The sequence below is a fragment of the Dermabacter sp. HSID17554 genome, from assembly GCF_003989295.1.
GTDB lineage: Bacteria > Actinomycetota > Actinomycetes > Actinomycetales > Dermabacteraceae > Dermabacter > Dermabacter vaginalis.
Window position 1 is genome coordinate 152,793 of the sequence record NZ_RBLW01000003.1, and the last position, 22,639, is coordinate 175,431.

The following is a 22,639-nucleotide window of genomic DNA, read 5'->3' on the forward strand; positions in this document are numbered from 1 at the left end:
TCCGTTTTCCGAGAACCGATTGCACAACCCCGCCTTTCTTCGTTCACTTAAACGGATGAGCGAAACGCCTATGAGCACTACAAACACCCGTGCTCGCACGAGAGACAAGCGCCATGCTTCGGAGGCTCACCTTAGTCGAACCGAACTTCGTGAGCGCTCGGTGATGCGCGCGATGGTGCGCCGCAATGCGCGCCCACTCACGTGGTTCATGGTGCTCGCGATGGCGAGCGAAGCGATCAATATGTTCATCCCCATCGGGATCGGCCTCGTGATCGACCACGGCATCTTTAAAGCCAATCTTTGGCTCACCGCGGGCGGTGCCGCGGGTCTTGCAGGGCTCCTGCTTCTCTCCAACTGGTGCTGGGCGCGATTTTTCGAACCGATCATGGAGATCCGAGCGCGCGAGCAGCACAATCTGCGCCTCGCCGTCACCGCGGCTGCCCTCGACCCCGCGTCCCGACAGATCGATCGCCCCGCAGGGGAAATCCTTTCAATCGCGACCTCGGATGCTGATCGCGCTCCCGATGTCTTCGACATGATGACGTGGGCCGTGCCCGCGTCGATCGCGGTTGTGGGCGCGGGTGTGTGGCTCACGCTCATGAATCCCCTCGTGGGACTCATCGTGTTTGCGAGCCTTACCCTGCAAGTGCTGATCTTGAGGGTCGTCACCCCGATTCTCTCCGAAAAGTACGACAACCAGCAGTCGCGAGCCGCCGACGCTGCCGCGACCGCGACGGATCTTGTGCACGGCCTTCGCGTGCTGCAGGGCCTCGGCGTGCAGACTCGCGCCCGCACCACGTATCGCACTCGGTCACGCACCGCCCTCGATGCCGCGCTCACCAACGCTCGCTTTTCAGGTCTTTCAGACGGCCTCATGCTCTTTACCTCTTCGATCATGATTGCCGCGGTCGTCGTCGCCTCGGGTACGCTCACGCTCGAAGGCGCGATGTCGGTAGGCGTGTTCATCTCGATTGCGGGTCTCGTGCGCAATCTTTCGGGCATGATGGCGGGTCTCTCAGGCGTGCCCGTGTGGTGGGCGAGCTTCTCGACCTCGGCGCGCCGCATCCGCCAGCTCCTGAGCGAAATGGGGCGAAGCATCACCGAGCCCGCGCTCAATTCTCTCGTCAAAGCCGGCTCGCCCGAGGCCCTTTCGGCACGCACGGAGCCCACTGCTCCCCCACGTCTTCCGGGCCTCGGGGAGATCTCCACCCCTCTTCTCGGCACCGTGCGCGATTCTCAGATCGTCGCACTCGTTCCCGAATCCGCTTCCGACGCCCGCCTCGCCCTCAGCGAACTTTCTTCGCTCGACATTCCGCGCGAAAGCCTCCTTATCGAGCCGCACGCAGTCGACCTTTTCGATGGCACGCTGCGCGAGCAACTCGACACAAAACGCCCCGCTCCAGGCGCTTCACCCGGCACGACGACCGATCCCGATACCTGGGCGCACGCGGCTCTCGAATCCGCAGGCGCAGATGATCTTTTGAGGATCCTGCCCGAGGGGCTCGACACGCGCATCCTCGACCGCGGCGCGAACCTCTCTGGTGGCCAGCGCCAGCGCCTGGCTCTCGCACGCGCACTTGCGGCGGATGTTCCCGTGCTTGTGCTCAACGACCCGACGACCGCGGTCGACGCCGTGACGGAACACAAAATCGCCCAAGGGGTGCGCGAGGCGCGCAAGGTCGAGGACCGCATCACGGTGCTCATCGCGAAGGCTCCGGCGCTTCTCGATCAGGCCGACCGCGTGCTCTTCGTGCGAGGCGGCGAGGTAAGCGCCGAAGGCCCCCACCACGAGCTCATGCACGCCGAGGCATACCGGAAAGTGGTGCAACGATGAGCGAAAACAGCACGCGCGCGGCAAACACTGCGAGCGAAGCCGAACGCGACCTGATCGCCTCGATGGAGGCCGAAGGCGACGTGGCGCGCCAGCTTTCGCGCCACGCGGAGCTCCTTCCGATTGCTTCCTTCGGTGAGACCGGCCGATTCATGCTCGGCCGGCTTCGCGACTTCACTCCTCTCGCCCTCGGGATGCTTGCGGCAACCATCATGGCCGCGCTTGCAGGTGCGCTCGGCCCGTACTTCATGGGGCGCGCGGTAGACGTGGTCACGGCCGGAGGAACTACTCAGGCGCTCTGGACCATCGCCGGAATGCTCGTCGCAGCGGGCGCCGTACAAGCGCTCGCCTCGGCTCTTTCACGCGCCCTCATCTCGGGACTCGGCCAGCGCCTCCTTGCGGGAATGCGCGAGGACGTCATCGACCGCGCCCTCGATCTGCCCACGCAAACGATGGAGCAGGCGGGCATCGGCGACGCACTCTCGAGAGTCGCCGATGATGTCGATGTGACCGCGAAAGCCGTCAACAACATCGTGCCGTGGCTCGTCACGGTGATCTTCCAAATCACGGTGACGTTCATCGCGCTCGTCATGATCAGCCCGTGGCTTCTCATTCTCGTTGTCGCGATCATTCCCTTTTACGTGTGGGCACTGCGTTTTTACCTGCCGCGTACGAACCGCATTTATCGCGTCGAGCGCATTGCAAAGGGCGCGCGTGCACAGGGTCTCCTTGCCGCAATCAATGGCGCCCCGACCGTGCACGCCTACGGCATCGAAGAGCGCGAGACGCGGCACGTTGGCTCGCTGAGCGCCGCCGCCTACGCGCTCGTGTTGAAAATTTTCCGACTCATCGTCCAAGTCGTGTGGATCATGATGATCCCCGAAACCCTCGCCGTCATTCTTGTGCTGCTCATCGGTTATGCGACCGTCCAGGCGGGGCTCATGCCGGTGGGGCTCGTGGCCTCGGCGTGCATCTACATCGTGACGCTCTTTTGGCCGCTGCAATCGCTCATCTTTTCCCTCGACGACGTGCAGTCGGCCGCGGCGAGCCTTACGCGCATGGTCGGCGTCATCACCTCCATCGGCCCCGCCGCTTCGCCCGGGACCGAAGTGCCGAGGGACGGCTCCATTCGCCTCGAGGGGGTCGCCCACTCGTATCACGAGAACGGCCGGATCGTGCTTGCTCCGATCGATCTATCGATCGAGGAGGGAGAGACTGTCGCACTCGTGGGGGCATCGGGCGCGGGCAAATCGACCCTGGCCTCGATCATGGCGGGGACACTCACCCCGCGCTGGGGTCGTGTGCTCCACGGCGGAGCCGACCTCGCGCATGCGGACCTCGAGGCCGTGCGCTCTCACGCCTCGATCGTTTCGCAGGACGTCCACGTGTTCCACGGGACTCTCCGCGAAGACCTTCGCCTCGCGAACGCTGAGGCGCGCGATGATGAGCTATGGGGCGCTCTTGCGCGGGTCGGTGCCGAAGAATGGGCGAGGCTCCTTCCCAAAGGGCTCGACACCGAAGTTGGCGAGAAGGGCACGAAACTCAGCGCCGAACAGGGCCAGCAGCTTGCGCTCGCGCGCATCGTGCTCCAAGACCCGGCGATCCTCATCATGGATGAGGCGACGGCCGACGAAGGCAGTTCGGGCGCGCGAGTGCTCGAACGTGCGGCCCTCGAGGTCGCACGCGGTCGCACAACGCTCATCGTGGCGCATCGCCTTTCGCAAGCGAAAGAGGCGGATCGAATCCTGGTCATGGCCGACGGCGCGGTTGTGGAATCGGGAAGTCACGAGGAACTTGTCGCGCTCGGCGGGCGCTACGCCGAACTGTGGAATGCCTGGTCTCGCTAAAGGGCAATCCTCGCTTTCGGCCTGAGCGGTGCCACCTCCCCACCATCCGGTACCGCTCTTTGACGCGCCGTGAAGGATGACACTCGCATAACGTGCTCGCACTCCGGTAGGCTCGAGGCATACTCGTTTCCCCTTCCGGAAACCATGTGACTTTGCGGAATCGGCCCGTCGCGGAGCATCCGGGAGGCTTATGGGGCCACGGAAGAGTCATGAATACCCAGAAGCGTTGGTCCGCTGGGGACCACGTGACCTGGACGTACTACACGCACGCGCACGAGACCATCACCGTGCGACCGGGAACCGTCGTCATTGATGATGACCGCGGAATCGTCGTGTGGATCGCGCCGGGCACGGAGGTTCTCCTTCCCGTACTCGAATCAGGTGCCCCGCTCAGGCGCGCGGGCGACGAAGGCATGTTCACCGCCCCTCGAACGCAATCAAAACAGCTGTGGACCGGTAACGGCATCCTCATGATCGGCCTGCCCGATAAGCCCTACTCGGTGTGGTTGTTCTATAAGGACGATGGCACTCTCGGCTGCTATTACGTGAACCTCGAGACCTCGCTCGAGCGCACGGAGGAAGGGGTACGTTCGCGCGATCTCGTTCTCGACCTCGTGGTGCTCCCCCGCCACGACTATCACTACAAGGATGAGGACGAACTTGAGGGTGCCGAGCGAATCGGGTACTTCAGCCACGAGATGACGGAGCAGATTCGGGCATGGGGACGCGAGGCCGAACGCGACATCGAAGCCTGGGGCTACCCCTTCAACGCGGGCTTTGAGTATTTCTTCCCGAACCCCGCGTGGGACCTGCCTAAGCTCCCCGAGCACTACTCGTGGGACATGGACCTCACGCGTGCACGGCGACGCTGATCTCTGCGTTTTACCAACCCCGTAGTATATTCCTACCTCGGGCGTGACCGCGTCCGCGTTCCTCGCGCAAGGATGCGCACTTTCCCTTGGAGTGATACGTCTTGATGAAATTCTTCCAGCGGCTCGGCAGGTCACTCATGCTGCCGGTCGCCGTACTTCCCGTCGCCTCGATCTTCTCGGGGCTTGGCTACTGGATTGCGGGTGCCACGGGCGACCCGAACAACATCATCGGAGCGTTCCTCGCGGCAGCGGGTGGCGCGCTGATCGATAACATCCCGCTCCTTTTCGCGATCGGTGTCGCGCTCGGCATGCCGAAGAAGGCCGACGGCGTCGCAGCCCTCGCCGGCCTGACCTCGTGGCTCACGGTCACCACTCTCCTCAAACCCGAGACCATCATGAAGTTCCAGGGCCTGAGCGATGTGGCGCAGGTCGACCCCGCATTCAGCAAGGTCAATAACGTTTTTGTGGCCCTCATCTGCGGCCTCATCGCAGCGTGGAGCTTCGATAAATTCAAGGACACGGAGCTTCCTGACTTCCTCGCATTTTTCTCGGGCAAGCGCTCGGTGGCGATCATCTCGGCCCTCCTCTCTCTCGTCGCCGCACTCGTGCTCATGTTTGTGTGGCCGCTCGTCTTCGGTGGCCTCGTGGCCTTTGGCGAGTGGATGCTCACGCTCGGCCCGGTCGGCGCCGGCCTCTATGGCTTCTTCAACCGCCTGCTCATCCCGCTTGGTCTTCATCACGCGCTTAACGCCGTGTTCTGGTTCGATATCGCGGGCGTGAATGACCTCAACAACTTCCTCGCGGGCACCGGCACGCGTGGCGTGACCGGCCAGTACATGACCGGGTTCTTCCCGGTCATGATGATGGGCCTTCCCGGTGCTGCCCTCGCGATGTATGTGACGTCGAAACCGTCGAAAAAGAAAGCGACGGGCGGCATCCTGATCGGTGCGGCGTTCGCGGCGTTCCTCGTGGGCATCACGGAGCCGCTCGAATTCCTCTTCATGTTCCTCGCTCCGGGCCTCTATCTGATCCACGCGATCTTCATGGGGATCTCGATGGGCGTCACTGCCGCCCTTCCCGTCCGCTCGGGCTTCGGCTTCTCGGGTGGCTTCATCGACCTGGTCCTCCAGTGGGTCAACCCGCTCGCGATGAACCCGTGGGCAATCTTCCTCATGGGCGCCATGTGGTTCGTGATCTACTTCCTCGTGTTCCGTTTCGTGATCCTCAAGTGGGACCTCAAGACCCCGGGCCGCGGTACCGACGAGGATGAGACCGATGACGAAAGCGACTCTCAGGCCACCGGCACCGACAAGTACGTCCTCACTGCACACCGTTTTCTCGAGGCGCTCGGCGGCAAGAGCAACATCGACGAGGTCGAGAACTGCGCGACGCGCCTGCGCTTGAGCCTCAACGATGTGTCCCTTGCCGATGAGCAGGCTCTCAAGGCCGCGGGTGCGACGGGCGTCATGAAGCCTGGAGGCAACCTTTATCAGGTGATTTACGGGCTCAACGTGCAGTTCGTGAAGGACGCGATGGAGGGCCTCATGGACGGTTCGATTGAACCGCCCGCGCGCGCCGAGGCCGAAAGCATTGCTGATCCGGCACCCGTCGCGAGTACTGAGGGCTCCGCTGCCGCCCCCGCGGCTTCTCCTGCCGCAACTACCGTTGCCGACAAACCCGAGTTTGCGCTCGTGCGCATGCGCCAGCCCCTCGAGGGGGCAATCGTCCCGCTCGAGGATGTTCCCGATTCAACGTTCGCCGAACGGCTTCTCGGTGGCGGCGTCGCGATCGACCCGAGCGGCAACCAGGTCGTGACTCCCGCCGCTGGCGTCGTGTCGCAAGCGTTCCCGACGGGTCACGCCGTGGCGCTCACGCTCGACGACGGCGCCGAGGTCCTCATCCACGTGGGCCTCGACACCGTGAAGATGAACGGCAAGGGCTTCACGGTGCGCGTGAAGAACGGTGATCGCGTCGTCGCGGGCCAGCCTCTTGTGGACTTCGACCGCTCGGCGATCGAAGCGGCGGGCTACAAGGCGATCACGCCCGTCGTGATCCTCGGCCACGCGGATTCACGCATCGAGTTCGTCTAAGCACGCGCCTCAGTACACCATCGTTCTCCCCGCACTGGAACCACTTCGGTGCGGGGAGAACGCAATTTAACGAACGATTTCGCGGTGCCCCGCATCGATGCGGCGCGTCCAGCCCTTTTTGTCGAGGTGCTCAAGGAGCGGAATCACGGTGCGCCGCGTGGTACCGAGAGCACGACGCGCCTGCGAGGTGGTAAACGGCTGCGGGAGCGCCGCGAGCTCGCGCATCGCGAGGGCGGGTGCGGTGGGCAGCAGCACAAGGTTGTCCGACGGTTGCCCAATTCTCAAGAGCCGCCCCTGTTTCGCTGCAGCGGCGAGTTCTTTCGCACTCAGACCGAGCGCCGCGAGATCTCCAAGTTCCGGGGCGTTGAACGGGTCCCTCTTGAGTTTCGCTTCGAGCGTGGCAACGCTCGCTTCGGCCTCGCCGAGTCCCGCTTGCACGGAGGGGTCGACGATCAAACCGTCACGTTCAACGAGCGCCGCCTTTCGCACGATCATCGGCAGAAGATCAGGAGCTGGTAGGGCAAGGGCCTCAAAGGCTTCCTTACGCGAGAGCCCAGGGCGAAGCGCATTCGCTTTGGTCGCACCGGCGACGCGTTCCCTCAGTGCGCGGCCACGATTCTCGAGGAAGGCATCGCTCACGAGCCAGCCGCCGTCGGACACAACCCCCTCAAGCTCGCCGCTCACCTCGAAGCCCATTTTCCTCAGTTCCTTTTCGAGGATCGCTCCGCGGCGCTCAATCTCGCGCCTCGCGTCGCCGTGCTCGCTCATGTGCTCGAGCTCGGTTTCACGGGCGCTCCCGGCCCCTCTCCTACGCAACTCTGGCGGGTCGACGTCGAGCACCCGCACGCCACCGAGCACTGCTCTCTCCCCCGTACCGCGCATGACGAGTCGATCACCGATCACGAGCGGGAGGGGTTTATCGAAGGTGAGGCGGGCGTGGTCTGCGCCGAGGGGCCGCACCCGCGCGTTCACGGCCGCGCTGCCCACGTGGATCATGGTCTCGCGTGGAATATCGTCGAGGCTGTCGCCGCTCACGCTGCGCACGTCCACGACGCGAGTGAGATGGAAGGCCTCGGGGGTGAGGAGTACATCGCCGCGGTGGATGTCGCTCGCGGGAATTTGGCGAAGGTTGAGGGCGGCGCGGCTCACGGGTTCAACAGCGTCTTCGCGCGCACCCCGGGACTGCACGCCTCGCACGCTCACCTTTCGGGGCTCAGCGCCGTCGTGTCGCGTGCTCACGAGTATCAGGTCGTCGCCGGGGCGCACGGTGCCGGCCCCAAGCGTGCCGGTCACGACGGTTCCCGCTCCGTCGATCGTGAAAGAGCGATCGATCCACAGGCGCACGCTCTCGTGCGGGGACGCCGCTGCGACGCTTGCCACGAGAGCATCGAGTTCACTTCGGAGGGCGTCGATGCCCTCCCCCGTCACGCCGGAAACACCGCATGCGGGAGCGTGGGCAAGTCCCGTGTCGGCGAGTTCGCGCCGTGCCTCGGCAATCACGGCCTCGACGCGATCGGGTGCGCGATCGGCACGAGTCACTACGATGATGCCGTGCGAGATCCCGAGGGCCTTCACGGCATCGCGATGGTCGCTCGATTGGGCGCTCCAGCCCTCATCCGCAGCGACCACGAATAACACGATCGGCACCGGGCCGAGGCCCGCGAGCATGTTGCCGATGAACCGTTCGTGGCCGGGAACATCCACGAAACTCACGCCGCGCCCGGAAGGGAGCGTGCACCACGCGAAGCCAAGGTCGATCGTGAGACCGCGGCGCTGCTCTTCCTCCCAGCGATCCGTTTCTATACCTGTGAGCGCACGGATGAGAGTGCTTTTGCCGTGGTCAACGTGGCCGGCGGTCGCGATGACGTGCATGGCGTCCTTTCTCGCGTTTCAGGAGCGCAGCGATCGCGCTCTCAAGCTCGTCGTCCTCGAACTCGGGAATGCAGCGCAGGTCGATGAGGCACGCACCGTCGCGCGTCGTCGCGATGATCGGCCGCTCAAGGCCCCTTAGTTCGGTGGCGAGGCGCTCGGGTAGCTGCAGCGCCCACCCGGGAATGGGGACTTCAGCGCCGCCGCCTCCGCCCACACGGCCATCGTGTGGCACGACCTCGCACGGTTCGTGAGTGCGCGCGCGGAGTGCTCCCGCGAGTGCTTCCGTACGCGCTTTGAGCGCGTCGGGGTTGGTGTGGAGCGCTTCGAGAACGGGAGGCGTGGGGCCTCCGACGGTGGCTTCGAGCGCGGCGAGCAAAAGCTTATCGGCGCGCATCGCCCGCGCGAGGGGGTGGCGGGCCACGCGCTCAACCCATTCCTTCTTCCCGAGGATGAGCCCGGCTTGCGGGCCACCCACGAGTTTGTCGCCGCTCGCGAGCACGAGATCTGCACCCTGCTCGAGGGCTTCGGTGAGGGTCGGTTCGTCCGGTAGCAGCTGCTCGGGAGAAAAGAGCCCCGAACCTATGTCGACCACGAGCGGCAGGCCATTAGCGTGGGCAAGTTCGGCGAGTTCAGCAATGCTCACGGCGCTTGTGAAACCTTTAATGACGTAGTTGCTCGCGTGGATCTTGAGGATCGCGGCAGTGCCTTCTCCAAGGGCCTTTTCGTAGTCGGCAATGTGCGTGCGATTTGTCGTGCCCACCTCGCGAATCACGGGTCCCGTGGATTCGATGAGCTCGGTGAGGCGGAATCCCGCGCCGATCTCGATCATCTCTCCGCGACTCAACACAATTTCACGCCGCTCCCCCGCCCCGGGGCCCGCAAGGGTCGTCGCGATGAGCGAAAGCGCCGCGGCACCGTTGTTGACCACAAGCGCGTCCTGCGCTGCCGGGCACGCCTTGAGCAGCGCCTCACGCGTAGAGACGCCACGCTTGCCTCGCAGACCAGTCTCGAGATCGAACTCGACATCAACGTAGCCCGCAGCGGCTTCCAGGGCGTTGATCGCCTGGGGTGAAAGCGGGGCGCGCCCAAGATTCGTGTGGACGATCACGCCGGTCGCGTTGAGCACGGGCGTAAAAGCACTCACGCGAGTGTTCTCGAGCGCGGCGAGCACCTCGCCCTCCACCTCTTCCGGCGCGATCTTCCCGGCGCGCGCGCGGTTTTGCGCCTCGCGCACGAGCTCGCGCACGTTCTCCTCACCGATGCGCTGCTTCGCCTGTTCGACCGCCTCGAGCGCGAGTAGAGCATCGGTCCGTGGGATTCGCCGTCGTGGATCGTCGCCTGCTGCCGGGGGCGCGGTTCGTGACATATCGCGGGGCACCTTCGCTCGAAACTCAAAATCGCGGATGACGTGGCAAGCGTCGGACCAGCATCCCCACGTGCCACGCGCGCCCCGCCGAAAAGGCGAGGCGCGAAAGCTTGGCGGAGGCGGACGGGAATCGAACCCGCCATACCGAGCTACTCGATATCACCGGTTTTGAAGACCGGGGCGCCCACCAGGACACGTACGCCTCCGCGCACGAATCTACCAGTGAAAACGCTTAAAGTGGAAAGCATGAACGTCAACGAAGATCCCCAGAGCACCGACAAACCTGACTTCAGCAACTACCCGCGCCTCACGACCATGGCGCACGGCGGCGGTTGCGCGTGCAAGATCCCGCCGGGCGAGCTCGAGGATGCCGTGAAAGCCCTCACCGGTCAGAAATTCGACTCGGTGATCGTGGGGCTCGACGATGGTGATGATGCCGCCGCGGTGCGCGTGCGCGGGGACCTCGCGGTGCTCTCCACCGCCGATTTCTTCACGCCCGTCGTAGACGACCCCTACGACTGGGGACGCATCGCCGCAGCCAACGCCCTTTCAGATATTTACGCCATGGGAGGCGAACCGGTCGTCGCCATCAATCTCGTGGGCTGGCCCCGCGAAAAGCTCCCCATGGAGATGCTCTCGGAGGTGCTGCGCGGGGGCCTCGACGTGGGGCGCGAGGCTGGCGTACCCGTCATCGGCGGTCACAGCGTGGATGACCCCGAACCGAAGTACGGTCAGGCGGTCACGGGCATCGCGAAGCCCGACGCTCTCCTGCGCAACGATGCGGCCGAGGTGGGACTTCCGCTCACGCTCACGAAACCGATTGGCGTCGGTCTTTTGAACAACCGCCACAAAGCAACGGGCTCGAGCATCGACGAAGCCGTGAAATGGATGACGACCCTCAACGCCGAAGCCTCGAAGAAGGCTCTCGAGATCGGCGCGAAAGCCGCGACCGACGTGACCGGTTTTGGCCTGCTTGGGCATCTGCACAAAATGGCGCGCGCCTCAGGTGTGAGCGCCGTGCTCGAGCGTGCAGCCGTGCCGGCGATGGGCGATGCGCTCGACGCGCTTGCGGGGGGTTTTATCTCGGGAGGCACTCGGCGCAACCTCGACTGGGTGCGCCCCTCACTTCGTGCAGGAGCGGGCATTACCGAAGAAGATCTGCTGTTCCTCGCCGATGCGCAGACCTCGGGCGGCCTTCTCGTCGTGGGAGAGATCCCCGGGTACCCGGTCATCGGTGAGATCGTGGCCGCGAGCGACGACGCGCCCGCAGGCAGCGTCCAGGTCCGCTAGGCGCCGTCGGAAGAAAAACTGAGCGAAAGGCCCGCCCCGTGTACGAGTCCGCCCTCGATCTTCCCCTCACCCCCTCCCCTAACCCCTCCCTGAATTGCATAGGGGTTACGGGGGTTTGAACCGCCGCACCTCGACCGAAGTCGATGCGGCTTACGAAAAATGGGGGCTATGGCACCCAGCCATAACCCCCACTATGTCTATGCAATCCAAAGGACGCTAGTCGGCTTCGGGACCCGTCACGATCGAATCGTCCACGATTCCGTGCTTGCGGCGGCGCTCGAGGCGCTCCTTCTGCGGAATCACCGTATACTTCGGATCACGCGCCGACTGGAAGCCCGCGTCGAGAATACCGAAACGCGTAAACGCACTCGCCGCCGCGAGGCACGCACCCGAAGCAATCGCGATCGCGCGGTGTTTCTTCGCGAAAAGCCCCGTCACGGCGCCCGCAATAAGCAGCTTCTCCGCGATGTGCATCTTCTTGCCGCCATCGCCGATTTCCAGCGGCTCAGCTTCGAGAGGGTGCATTTCCTTCTTCATCGCGCGAAGCGAAAGCATGTCGCCTGCAACACCCGCGAGGGCGAGACGCTGAACCGGACCGATCTCGTCAAGCGGGGTCGACAGCATCGCCGTGCCGGACGCGGCAAGGCTCGCCGACGAGGCAAACAAGAACGGGAGCGAGAACTTGCCGCCATTCCACGCGGGAAGCGCCGAGTCACCAAGCAGCACAGCGGTGTACACCGCGAGCGGAGCGCCCGTTGCCGCCTGACCCCACGAGGCCGGCTTCTCCATGAACCGTGCGACCTTGCGAAGAGGACCGAGAGGGAGCTTCTCCCCCGTCATACGGTCAAACTCGTTTGCAAAGGTCACGCCTGCATTCACGCCGTACGCGGAAATGATCCAGGTGCCGAGGTTCATGGGGCTCGTGGGCTTGAAAGTGCGCATCATGTTGAGGAAGCGCTCCGGGCGGCCGAGGTCCGCAATGAGGCTGACCGTGCCGATGCCAAGCGCAGCGATCGAACCGACGCGCGCATTGCGGCGCAGCGTGTCACGACCGGTCGCCTCAGCGGCAAGCGCGATGAGGCCCGAAGAGCCGGCAACACCACCGAGGAAGAGGTACACGCCGATCGGGTACTCCCACGGCGGAGCCTTGACGATCTGCCTACCGTAATAGCTCGTAAACTGGACGTCCTCGACCATCGAGACCTCGCCCATACGGTTCTGACCGCGCTTACGGGCGCCGTCATACTTGGTTGCTTCAGGCCGACGCTTGCGGCGCATCGGCTGCGGCGGGCGGTAACTGTCGAACTCGTTCTGGCTCATTTCCTCTTACCTCCCACGAACATGAGGGCGGTCGTCGCGATCATTGCCCCTGCGGCGAGGGCCGCGCGGCCGTACATCTTCGGCAGATCCATCGTGCCCACACGCGGGTCCGGCGGAAGACCGTACACCTCGGGTTCGTCGAGAAGAAGGAACACTGAGCCGAGGCCGCCAACGCCGTCGTTCGGGTTGGCGCCATAGAGGCGAGCCTCGGTCATGCCCTCCTCGTGGAGCTTCTTCACGCGCTGCTTGGCCTTCGCGACCATCTCGTCGCGATCGCCAAACTTGATCGACGTTGTCGGGCAGGTCTGCGCGCATGCCGGCTGCTGACCGTCCTTGAGGCGGTCGTAGCACAGCGTGCACTTATTCGCCGTGCCCTTGTTCGGGATGTCCTGCTCGAGATGCGGGCGATCGTCGCGGTCGGTCTTCGGGGAGACCGTGCCGTCGTCACGACGCTCGATCACGCCGAACGGGCACGTGTACACGCACGTGCCACAGCCGTTGCAGACGTCGGCCTGCACCACGACAGTACCGAATTCCGTGCGGAACAGCGCACCGGTGGGGCACGCATCGAGGCAACCCGCGCGCGTGCAGTGCTTGCACACGTCCGAAGCCATAAGCCAACGGAATTCTTCCGTGTGCTTTGGCTGCTGCTCGCTCGGCGGTTTTTGACCGATCTTCGGCATGCCGAGGTTCACGAGCTGGCGACCCGACTCGCGGGCCTGCTCGATGCGCTTTTCAGACTGCTCGATAAAGGCGACGTGACGCCACGTGTTCGCGCCGAGCGAGCCCGTGTTGTCGAACGACGAGCCGAGTAGCTCGAAGTTGCCGTCCTGGGGGTTGCGGTTCCATTCCTTACACGCGACCTCACAGGCCTTACAGCCAATGCAGATCGATGTGTCGGTGAAGAAGCCCTTGCGGTCGTGCGTGTGTTCCCATCCCGAAACGGAGATGGGATCAGCGGTCGTGTTGAGAAGACTCATCACACACCTCCATTCTCATCGTGGGACGCTTGCGAGTTGTCGTTGACCATGCTCGTGCGGCCGGTTTCGCCGTCTTGGCCATTGGATCCGGTGTCCGTCTCCTCGTCGACCTTGTTGGCGCGCCGCTGAGCTTCGTTCGAGCCCGGCTTCGACGCGGCAATCCCCGTGAAGCCGGCTTTGTTGGAGCCGCGGGTTGTCTCCTCGGCAACCTTCGCGTCCTGCTCTGCGCTCGTCTCGGAGATGCCGGCATCCTTAGCGGGAACGGTCACGCGCTGCATGCCGGTCTCGAGGGTGATACCAGCCTCGCGCTGGTACTTCTCCACGAGGTCCACGAGCTCGGGGCCACGCGGCCTGCGACCCGGAATCATCGCCACCGAGGAGTACTTCGAATCCTGGATGCCGGTGTTCGGGTCCATCGTGATACCGAGCAGGTCGTTCGCGCCGTCACCCGTGATGATCGCGTCTTCGCCCACACCCCAGTGGTACGGCAAACCAATCTGATGCACGGTGTGGCCGTTCACGTTGAGCGGCTTGAAACGCTTCGTCACAAGTACTCGCGCTTCGATCGCGGCACGCGGCGAGATGAGGGTTGCCCACTCACCGTTCTTCACCCCAACCTCGTCAGCGAGTTCGGGAGAAATCTCCGCGAACATCTCCGGCTGAAGCTCGGCGAGGTACGGAAGCCAGCGGCTCATGCCCCCTGCCGTGTGGTGCTCGGTGAGTCGGTACGTCGTGAAGACGTACGGGTACACCTCTTGCAGAGGCTCGCCGTAACCGGGCGCGGTGAGGTTCTCTTCGCGAGGCATGACCACGCGGGTGGGCTGGTTCTGCTGCGGGTACATGATGTTCGGCAGCTTCGATTCCACGGGCTCGTAGTGAGTCGGGATCGGGCCATCGATCATGCCCTTCGGTGCGAACAGCCAGCCCTTACCGTCGGGCTGCATGATGAACGCGTCATCGCCGGCGAGCGCCGCGGGGCCACCCACGGTCGCATCCGGGCGCGCCTTCGGGTTGAGGCCCACGGGGAAGTCGGGAACGTCGTGACCGACCCACTTCTCCTGGTCTTCGTCCCACCAGATCCACGCCTTCTCGGGGCTCCAAGGCTTACCCTCAGGATCCGCGGAGGCACGGTTGTAAAGGATCTTGCGGTTGGCCGGCCACACCCAGCCCCATTCCCTTTCGGTGTAGGGACGGCCATCGGCGGGCTCGCGAACCGCGGCATGGTTGATACCGTCGGCATACACACCGGCGTAGATCCAACAGCCACCGGCCGTGGAACCGTCAGCCTTCATGTCAACGAACTTCGCAAGGGGCTTGCCCTTGTTCTCACCCTCGGTGTAATACCCGTTGATCTCGCGAATCACGGCTTCGGCATCGACCTCGCCGTGTTCGTCGAGCGGGTAATCCCACGTCATGTCGAGCACGGGCCGATCGCGCGGATCGTCCGAGTCCTTGAGGGCCTCGCGAATGCGGTTGCCGAGATCGAAGAAGAACTGCAGCTCGCTTTCGGCATCGCCCGGCGGGGTGACGGCCTGATGGCGCCACTGCACCATGCGCTGGGTTTGCGTGAACGAACCGGCTTTCTCCGTGTGGTTCGCGGCGGGCATGAAGAACACTTCGGTGTCGATGTCTTCAGTCTTCAGCTCGCCCGTTTCGATCTCGGGACCGTTCTTCCAGAACGTGGCCGTTTCGATCATGTTGAAGTCGCGAACGACGAGCCACTTGAGGTGGCTCAGCGCCTTGCGGTGCAAGCGACCGTTCGAGCTCCCGACCGCGGGGTTCTGACCGAGCACAAAGTAGCCGTCCACCTTGTCCTGGAGCATAAGCTGCAGGGTCTGGTAGGTACCGTGCGCACCGGTGAGTCGCGGCAGGTAGTCGAAGTGGAAGTTGTTCTCCTTCGTTGCACTCTCGCCCCACCACGCCTTGAGAAGGCTCGCGGTGAACTCCTCCGATTTCGCCCAGAAGCCCTTTTGCTTCTTCGTGCCGACCGAGTCGAGATAGGTCTCCCACGTGTCCGTCACGCCTGCCTTCGGCATCGGAAGGTAGCCGGGAAGGATATGGAAGAGGGCCGGGATGTCGGTCGAGCCCTGAATATTGGCGTGTCCGCGAAGCGCGAGAATACCCGAGCCTGGACGGCCCACGTTACCCATGAGCAACTGGAGAATCGAGGCCGTGCGAATGAACTGCGCGCCGCCCGTGTGCTGGGTCCAGCCCACGGCGTAGCAGAACGCGGTCGTCTTGTCGCGGCCCGAGTTCTTCACGATCGAGTCGGCGATATAGGCGAAGTCTTCTTGGCTCACGCCGCAGACCTTCTCCACAACCTCGGGGGTGTAGCGCTTGAAGTGGCGCTTGAGGATCTGGAACACGGTACGCGGGTGCTGCAGGGTTTCATCGCGAACGGGGAGGTTCTTCTCCTCGTCCATCTCGTATTGCCAGCTCGACGGGTCGTACGCGCCGGTCTCGGGATCGAAGCCCGAGAAGAAGCCGTCAAGATCCTCCGGATCTTGATAGTCCTTACTAATGAGGGTTGACGCGTTGGTGTAGTGCTTCACGTATTCCTCGAAGAACAGGTTGTTCTCGAGAACGTGGTTGATGAGAGCACCGAGCAGAACGATGTCGCCACCCGCACGAGTGGAAACGTACTTGTCTGCGAGAGCCGAGGTACGCGAGAAGCGCGGATCCACGTGAATCACGCGTGCACCGCGAAGCTTCGCTTCAATAACCCACTGGAAAGCGACCGGGTGACACTCGGCCATGTTGGAGCCTTGGATGATGATGCAGTCCGCATTCGCGAGGTCCTGCACCGGCTGCGTGGCTCCGCCGCGCCCAAACGAGGATCCCAAACTGGGAACCGTGGCGCTGTGTCATATGCGGGCTTGGTTCTCGATCTGAATAGCGCCCGTGGCGGTAAACAGCTTCTTGATGAGGTAGTTTTCCTCGTTATCGATGGTCGCGCCACCGAGCGAGGCGATACCGAGCGTGCGGCGCACGGGGCGGCCGTGCTCGTCGGTATCCTGCCAGTGCTTCTTGCGCGCTTCGAGGTAGCGCTCGGTAATCATCGACATCGCGGTCTCGCGATCGAGCTTGACCCACTCTTTCGACTTCGGAGCGCGATAGAGGATGTCGGTTACGCGCCCGGGGGCGTTCACGAGCTGCTCACTCGCAGAACCCTTGGGGCACAAACGGCCACGCGAAATGGGCGAGTTCGGATCGCCTTCGATCTGGATGACCTTGTTGTCTTTCACGTACACGCGCTGGCCACAGCCAACGGCGCAGTAGGGGCACACGCTCTCAACGACCTTATCGGCGGTCGTGGTGCGCGCCTTGAGGTTCTGATACGTGGGCGACTGGGAGGTGGGGCCGAGCCCCAGCACATCGCGAGACTTGGCCTGCCTCAGCACAGGCCAATTAAGAGGATTTAGTGATGCCATGGCACAACCCTACCAGGGCACGCAATAAAAGAAACCCTGGTCACAGCCCACTTTTCAAAACTTTACCGTTGCAAAAACCGGCAAACGTCGGACCCTGGCAGCCACCCGGCCGCCCGGACACGCCCGGCTCGCTCGCCCCTCCGCTCTCCCCACTCCCCCGCGCACTCCCACACTCGAGTGCGAAGATGGAAGAGACCCGCGCACGAAGCGGACCCTCAACCCAAGGAGACTTCGAGAATGACCTCCGAAAATCTCACGCGCGCCGAAGCGCAGGAACGCTCCTCGTTCCTCGAGACCACGCACTACGACGTGCACCTCGACCTCACGCAAGGCCCGAAGACCTTCCTCACCGAATCCACCATTTACGTGAACTCGACCGAGGAACGCGAGACCTTCGTGGACCTCATCGCCCCGGAGGTTCTCGAGATCACCCTCAACGGGGAGACTCTCGACAACCCCGCGGAACGCTTCGACGGCGCGCGAGTCCAGCTTCCCGCGCTCAAGATCGGCGAAAACGTCATCACCATCCGCGCGAATGGCGCCTACATGAACACGGGTGAGGGCCTTCACCGCATGGTGGACCCCGTGGACAACGAGGTATACCTCTACACCCAGTTCGAGGTTTCCGATGCACGCCGCATGTACGCGAACTTCGAGCAGCCCGACCTCAAGGCCACGTTCGCCTTCACCATCACGGCCCCGGCCCACTGGCGCGTCATCTCGATCGCCCCGAGCCCCGAGCCAGTTCCGGCCGGAGAGGATTCCGACGGTCAGCCGATCGCCACGTGGAGCTTCGAGAAAACACCGAAGATCTCGACTTATCTCACGGCGCTCATCGCCGGTAAGTACGAGGGCTACGACGGCACGATCAAGTCCCGCAACGGCCGCGAGATCCCCGCGGGCGTGTACGCACGTGCGTCGCTCGCCGAATATCTCGACGGCGAATACATCGTCTCAGTTGCGCAGCAGGGCTTCGAGTTCTACGAAAACCTTTTCGATTACGACTACCCGTTCCCGACCTACGACCAAATCTTCGTGCCCGAATACAACATGGGCGCAATGGAGCACCCGGGTGCGGTGACCTTCGTTGAGCGCTACGTTTTCCGCAGTGCCGTCTCCGACGCGATTCGCGAACGCCGCGACCTCACTATTCTCCACGAGCTCGCCCACATGTGGTTCGGTGACCTCGTGACCATGAAGTGGTGGGATGACCTGTGGCTCAACGAATCGTTCGCCGAGTTCGCCTCGACCCTTTCCTCGGCGCGAGCCACGCGCTGGACGAATGCGTGGACGACCTTCGCGGGCTCCGAGAAGGCTTGGGCCTACAGCCAGGACCAGCTGCCTTCCACGCACCCGATCGTTGCCGACATGGTGGACTTCGATGCCGTGGAGACGAACTTCGACGGCATCACCTACGCCAAGGGCGCCTCGGTTCTGCGTCAGCTCGTTGCCTACGTGGGCGAGGACGCCTTCTTCGAGGGCCTTCGCGCGTACTTCAAGAAATACGAGTGGCAGAACACGACCCTCAACGACCTTCTCGACGAGCTCGAGGCCACGAGCGGCCGCGACCTTCGCTCGTGGAGCAAGCTGTGGCTCGAAACGACCGGTGTCAACACGCTCCGCCCCGAAATTGAGCGCAATGACGACGGCACCGTGGCATCGTTCGCGGTCCTTCAGTCGGCCGCCGGTGAACACCCCACGATCCGCCCGCACCGCCTCAAGATCGGTGGCTACAGCCTCGAAGGCGGCGTCGTGACCCGCACCGTGAGCGTCGAGACCGACATCGACGGGGAGCGCACCGAGATCGCCGAGCTCACGGGCAAGAAGGCCGACCTGTGGCTCATCAACGACGAGGACTTCACCTACGCCAAGGTGCGCCTCGACGATGACTCGCTCGCGTTTGCCCTCGAACACCTCCGCGAAATCGATGATGAGCTCGCCCGCACCCTCGTGTGGAGCGCGACGTGGGATATGACTCGCGACGCCGAGCTCCCGAGCCGCCGCTACCTCGATCTTCTCCTGAAGAACATCGACCGCGAAAAGGACTCCTCGGTTTTGCGCACGCTCCTCGGGCGTCTGGACCTCGTGGGCACGCGCTACGCGGCTCCGGCCGAGCGCGCGGAACGCGAAAAGAAGGTTGCCTCGGCGCTGTGGGAGCTCACGCAAGGGGCCGACGGCGGCAGTGATCAGCAGCTTCAGTTCCTCGAGTCGTACCTCCAGTTCGCTGGCGAGGGCGACCTCGACACCGTGAAGGGCCTGTTCGACGGCTCGGTCACCCTCAAGGACCGCGAGATCGACACCGACCTCACGTGGCAAATCACGATTGCCCTTGCGGCACTCGGCGGAATTGACGAGGCCGGTATCGACGAGGTCCTCAAGAGCGACGACACGCAAAATGGCCGCAAGAGTGCCCTCACGGCAAAGGCGGCGATCCCGACCGCCGAGGCCAAGGCCGCGGCGTGGAAGAAGACCGTCGAGGAAGACACACTCGCGAACGAGCACCTCACCTCGGCGATCGTCGGCTTCAACCGCGCAAGCGAGGAACTGCGTGCACCGTACATCGATCCGTACTTCGAGATGATCGAGAAGGCGTGGGCCTCCCGCTCGAGCGAGATCGCGAACCGCCTTATCCAGGGCTACTTCCCGGGCCAGTACCCGAGCGAAGAGATCGTCGCGAAAGCGGACGAGTGGCTCGCCTCGCACGAGGACGCGATCTACGGCATGCGCCGTCCCGTTCTCGAGGGCCGCGACTCGGTGGCCCGCGCGGTGCGCGTGCAAAACGCCGACAAGTAATCCGCTGAGGAGGCTGCGCTAAGGGCGCGGCCACCGTCGGAAACAGTGGGCGGCCTCACCATCGGTGGGGCCGCCTTCTTTATGCACACTCAAGGTTACGGGCCTACGGTTGGGGCATGAATCTTTTGGCAGAGACGACGACCGAAGAAGCCTTCTCGCTCGTGGATCGCGTTGGTGAGTGGCTACTTTCAAACGGGATCACGATCCTCGTGATCATTCTCGTGGCCCTCATCGTGCGGTTTGTGGTGGGTGCGCTCATCAATCGCGTGTTCACGACGATGTATCAATCGGGCTCACGCATTTCCCGCATGACCAACGTGGTGGTGAAGAAGAACCCCGATGCGGGGATGGCAGCCGCCAATGAGGAACGGCGCAAGCAACGCGCCGACACCCTCGCAACCGCGTCGAAAAACGTCGCGAGCGTGATCATCTGGTCGATCGCCTTCGTCATGATCCTCTCTCAAGTGGGCGTCAACATCGCGCCGATCATCGCCTCGCTTGGTGTCGCGGGCCTGGCCGCCGGTATCGGCGCTCAAACGCTTATTAAGGACGTCCTTGCGGGCGTGATCATGCTGTTCGAGGATCTGGTGGCCGTTGGCGATTACGTCGATCTTCAGTTCGCAGAGGGAACCGTCGAAAACGTGAATTTGCGCGTCACCCAGGTGCGCGGCCTCAACGGCGTCCTGTGGACGGTGCGCAACGGTGAAATCATTTCGCTCGGCAATTACTCTCGAGGCCTCGGAACCGCGTTTGTCATGCTCGATATCGCGAGCGGCGCCGATGATGCTGCGGTGACGGAGGCGATCCACACCGTGTTCGATGCGCTCAAGGCCGACCACAAGTGGTCAAAGCTCATTGTCGGCGCGCCCGAGGCTACTGGAATTCTTTCGGTGGACGGTGCCCGCTATCAGCGCCGAATTACTGCCGACACCATCCCCGGCAAACAGTGGGAGGTGGAGCGCGAGATCCGCAAGCGCCTTCGCGTCGAGTTCGATAAGCGGGGCGTCGAGTTTGCGCTCCCCCGCTTCCAGGAGTCGGCATAAACGACTTTAGGTGCGCCTGAAGGTGGACGGTGCACCCGTGATGCTCTCGAGGGCCGTGCGCAGCTGTTCCGGCATGCGCACGGCCTTTCCCGTTGGCGCCTCGACGATCACGATCACGGTGCGTGCCTTGGCGTAAGGGTGCTCGGGCTCCTCGGCCGTGTGAATCTCGTAGTCGAGGTCGAGGGACGCACCGCCGATCTTCGATACCCACATGCGCACGATGACACCATCACGGCGATAGCCAAGTGGGCGCATGTACTCGATTGTGTGGGCCGCCACGAGTGTCTGGAACGGTCCGCCCGGAGAGAGTTCCTCGAGCGCCGTTGGGTAGGCAGGTGCACCGTTCGCGAGTTCAGTTTCCGACGGTTGCCAAAAAGCCCTCGTGCGGGCTTCTTCGAGGAGCCGCAGGTACGCCGTGTTGTTCACGTGCCCGTACCCGTCCAGGTCACTCCACCTGACGGGTACGGGGATGTCGAGATACGCCACGGGCTGGCCGCTAGTCGGTCCTGTGATCGAACGTGCCGTGAATGCCGACGCTTTGGATCACGCCGGTCGTGGGGTTTGGTTCGCGGTGGCGGAAGGCAAGGGCGATGATGACCGCTCCCGCAAGTGTGAGCGCGAGCGCGACCCACCACGAAGCACCTGCCATGACGAGCGCCGGAAGCGTCGCGATCGTGAGGATATCGACGAACCCGATCGGAATGTACGCGATTCCGTAGTAGTCGAGGGTCTTCGACTTCATGTCGGGGTCGACGATGCGAAGGAGCGCCATGCCCATGCCGGCAGTGCCGGTGTTCCAGCCCCATGTGAAAATGCCCTGCTCAACCTTGTGTTCGGCGAAGAGCTGCTTCGATACGAAGACGTAGTAGGCGAGCACGAAGAGGGCGCCCGCGGTAATGAGGATGAGAAGCGGCTGCCAGTAGGACGCAACGACCTTCGGATCGATCGACGCCACGCCAAATGCCACGAGGAGGTCGGTCGACATGCCGCTGCCACGTTCAAAGATCTTCCCTTCAAACGCGTTCTCGGCCTTGAAGGCCTTGAGAATGAAGAGCACAACGTAGCCAAGGAGGAAGGACACGCTGAAGGTGGGGACCGAGAGCCACTCGACCTGGCTATTCGCCCACGACGTGAACATGTACGCGAAGGCCGCGATCATGAAGAGCAGGCCCAGGTGGTAGGTGATCGGGTCAAGGCTCGTCGCGGACACGGGGGAAACGCCGATCGATTCGCGGTTCTCCTCGGCGATGATGCCGGTGCGCAGGTCTTTCGGAAGCGACTTGAAGTCCTTGAGGTAGGCGGTGTTGCCGCGCATCGATTCGACTTTGATGATCGCAATGCCGCCCACAACTGAGAGGACGATGCCGATGGTGGCGGAGGTCATGCCAAGGGAAAGCGCCTCTGGCCATGTGTCCCCGAAACCGTCGGCAATCGCAGCCGCAGTGCCGTGCCCGCCCATGAAGCCGGCAGCCAGGAGGAGACCGAAGCCGTCCGGCAGATCGTTAAAGAAAAGGCTCAGGATCCCGAGCGCAAAAAGGAGGCCGAAGCCCCACTGCAATACCGAGATGGCCTGGGAGACGGACCACATGGTGCGCACGGCGCGAAAAACGTTGCCGAGCCCCGCGATCTTCGAGGTGAACGGCAGCGCCGCGAAGACGACAGCAATGAGAATCGACGAGTAGATCGGGACGGAACTGCTGAACGGAATAATGTTCAGGACGTTGGGACCCAAAATCAAGCCAAGGAGGCCGGCGATCAGGCCGGCCGGCAAAAAGAGAGACTGGATGGGCTTGACCCAGGCGCGCAGCAGCACGCCGATGAGGATCAAGAGGCCCATCCAGCCAAGGTCGGTAAAGACATCCCACGCGCTCATGGTTCACATCCTTTGACTCGTCTCGGTGATA

Annotated in this window: 13 protein-coding genes, 1 tRNA gene and 1 pseudogene; 7 read left to right on the top strand and 8 right to left on the bottom strand. The window is 63.5% G+C overall.

Annotation, left to right across the window (positions count from 1 at the left end; all coding sequences use genetic code 11):
* Window positions 1–70 precede the first annotated feature (70 nt).
* From D8M36_RS06345 to nagE, 4 genes are all read left to right on the top strand, one after another.
* Window positions 71–1,834 carry an ABC transporter transmembrane domain-containing protein gene (locus D8M36_RS06345; protein ID WP_238638404.1) on the top strand — a complete coding sequence of 588 codons (1,764 nt, stop codon included), beginning with the start codon at window positions 71–73 and terminating at the stop codon, window positions 1,832–1,834.
* On the top strand, window positions 1,831–3,678 hold the full coding sequence (locus D8M36_RS06350; RefSeq protein ID WP_126847651.1) for an ABC transporter ATP-binding protein: 1,848 nt from the start codon (window positions 1,831–1,833) through the stop codon (window positions 3,676–3,678). Before D8M36_RS06345 ends, D8M36_RS06350 begins: the two co-directional genes overlap by 4 nt.
* Window positions 3,679–3,887: 209 nt before the next feature.
* Window positions 3,888–4,550 (top strand): DUF402 domain-containing protein, encoded by a 663-nt coding sequence (locus tag D8M36_RS06355; RefSeq protein WP_126847652.1) that lies wholly within the window; start codon window positions 3,888–3,890, stop codon window positions 4,548–4,550.
* 104 nt (window positions 4,551–4,654) lie between these two features.
* Window positions 4,655–6,640 carry an N-acetylglucosamine-specific PTS transporter subunit IIBC gene (gene nagE, locus D8M36_RS06360; protein WP_126847654.1) on the top strand — a complete coding sequence of 662 codons (1,986 nt, stop codon included), beginning with the start codon at window positions 4,655–4,657 and terminating at the stop codon, window positions 6,638–6,640.
* Window positions 6,641–6,706: 66 nt separating this feature from the next.
* Here nagE and selB read toward each other — a convergent pair whose 3' ends face one another.
* From selB to D8M36_RS06375, 3 genes are all read right to left on the bottom strand, one after another.
* Entirely contained in the window at window positions 6,707–8,512 is a 1,806-nt protein-coding gene (gene selB, locus D8M36_RS06365) for a selenocysteine-specific translation elongation factor (protein ID WP_126847656.1), read from the bottom strand.
* Window positions 8,481–9,878 carry an L-seryl-tRNA(Sec) selenium transferase gene (gene selA, locus D8M36_RS06370; RefSeq protein WP_126847658.1) on the bottom strand — a complete coding sequence of 466 codons (1,398 nt, stop codon included), beginning with the start codon at window positions 9,876–9,878 and terminating at the stop codon, window positions 8,481–8,483. Before selA ends, selB begins: the two co-directional genes overlap by 32 nt.
* Window positions 9,879–9,989: 111 nt before the next feature.
* Window positions 9,990–10,084, bottom strand: a tRNA-Sec gene (locus tag D8M36_RS06375).
* Between the two features lie 40 nt (window positions 10,085–10,124).
* Between D8M36_RS06375 and selD the strand changes: the two genes are divergently transcribed.
* On the top strand, window positions 10,125–11,168 hold the full coding sequence (gene selD / locus D8M36_RS06380) for a selenide, water dikinase SelD (protein WP_065248702.1): 1,044 nt from the start codon (window positions 10,125–10,127) through the stop codon (window positions 11,166–11,168).
* Between the two features lie 216 nt (window positions 11,169–11,384).
* Here the strand turns inward: selD and nrfD are convergent, their stop codons facing one another.
* From nrfD to fdnG, 3 genes and pseudogenes are all read right to left on the bottom strand, one after another.
* On the bottom strand, window positions 11,385–12,488 hold the full coding sequence (gene nrfD, locus D8M36_RS06385; protein ID WP_065247549.1) for an NrfD/PsrC family molybdoenzyme membrane anchor subunit: 1,104 nt from the start codon (window positions 12,486–12,488) through the stop codon (window positions 11,385–11,387).
* The gene (locus D8M36_RS06390) at window positions 12,485–13,468 is read right to left on the bottom strand and encodes a 4Fe-4S dicluster domain-containing protein (RefSeq protein ID WP_065247548.1); all 984 of its coding nucleotides are present in this window, start codon (window positions 13,466–13,468) and stop codon (window positions 12,485–12,487) included. The genes nrfD and D8M36_RS06390 overlap by 4 nt, the downstream gene beginning before the upstream one ends.
* A 248-nt stretch (window positions 13,469–13,716) precedes the next feature.
* Window positions 13,717–16,899 (bottom strand): annotated as a pseudogene (gene fdnG, locus D8M36_RS06395) (formate dehydrogenase-N subunit alpha); the annotation flags it as partial.
* Between the two features lie 237 nt (window positions 16,900–17,136).
* On the opposite strand from fdnG, the gene pepN reads away from it, so the two are divergent.
* Window positions 17,137–19,692 carry an aminopeptidase N gene (gene pepN, locus D8M36_RS06405; protein WP_074297293.1) on the top strand — a complete coding sequence of 852 codons (2,556 nt, stop codon included), beginning with the start codon at window positions 17,137–17,139 and terminating at the stop codon, window positions 19,690–19,692.
* A gap of 116 nt (window positions 19,693–19,808) precedes the next feature.
* Entirely contained in the window at window positions 19,809–20,735 is a 927-nt protein-coding gene (locus D8M36_RS06410) for a mechanosensitive ion channel family protein (protein WP_126847662.1), read from the top strand.
* A gap of 6 nt (window positions 20,736–20,741) precedes the next feature.
* Here the strand turns inward: D8M36_RS06410 and D8M36_RS06415 are convergent, their stop codons facing one another.
* Window positions 20,742–21,221, bottom strand: coding sequence for an acyl-CoA thioesterase (locus tag D8M36_RS06415; RefSeq protein ID WP_161970219.1), 480 nt, complete (start codon window positions 21,219–21,221; stop codon window positions 20,742–20,744).
* 10 nt (window positions 21,222–21,231) lie between these two features.
* Window positions 21,232–22,608 (bottom strand): sodium/glutamate symporter, encoded by a 1,377-nt coding sequence (locus D8M36_RS06420; RefSeq protein WP_126847665.1) that lies wholly within the window; start codon window positions 22,606–22,608, stop codon window positions 21,232–21,234.
* Between the last annotated feature and the right edge of the window lie 31 nt (window positions 22,609–22,639).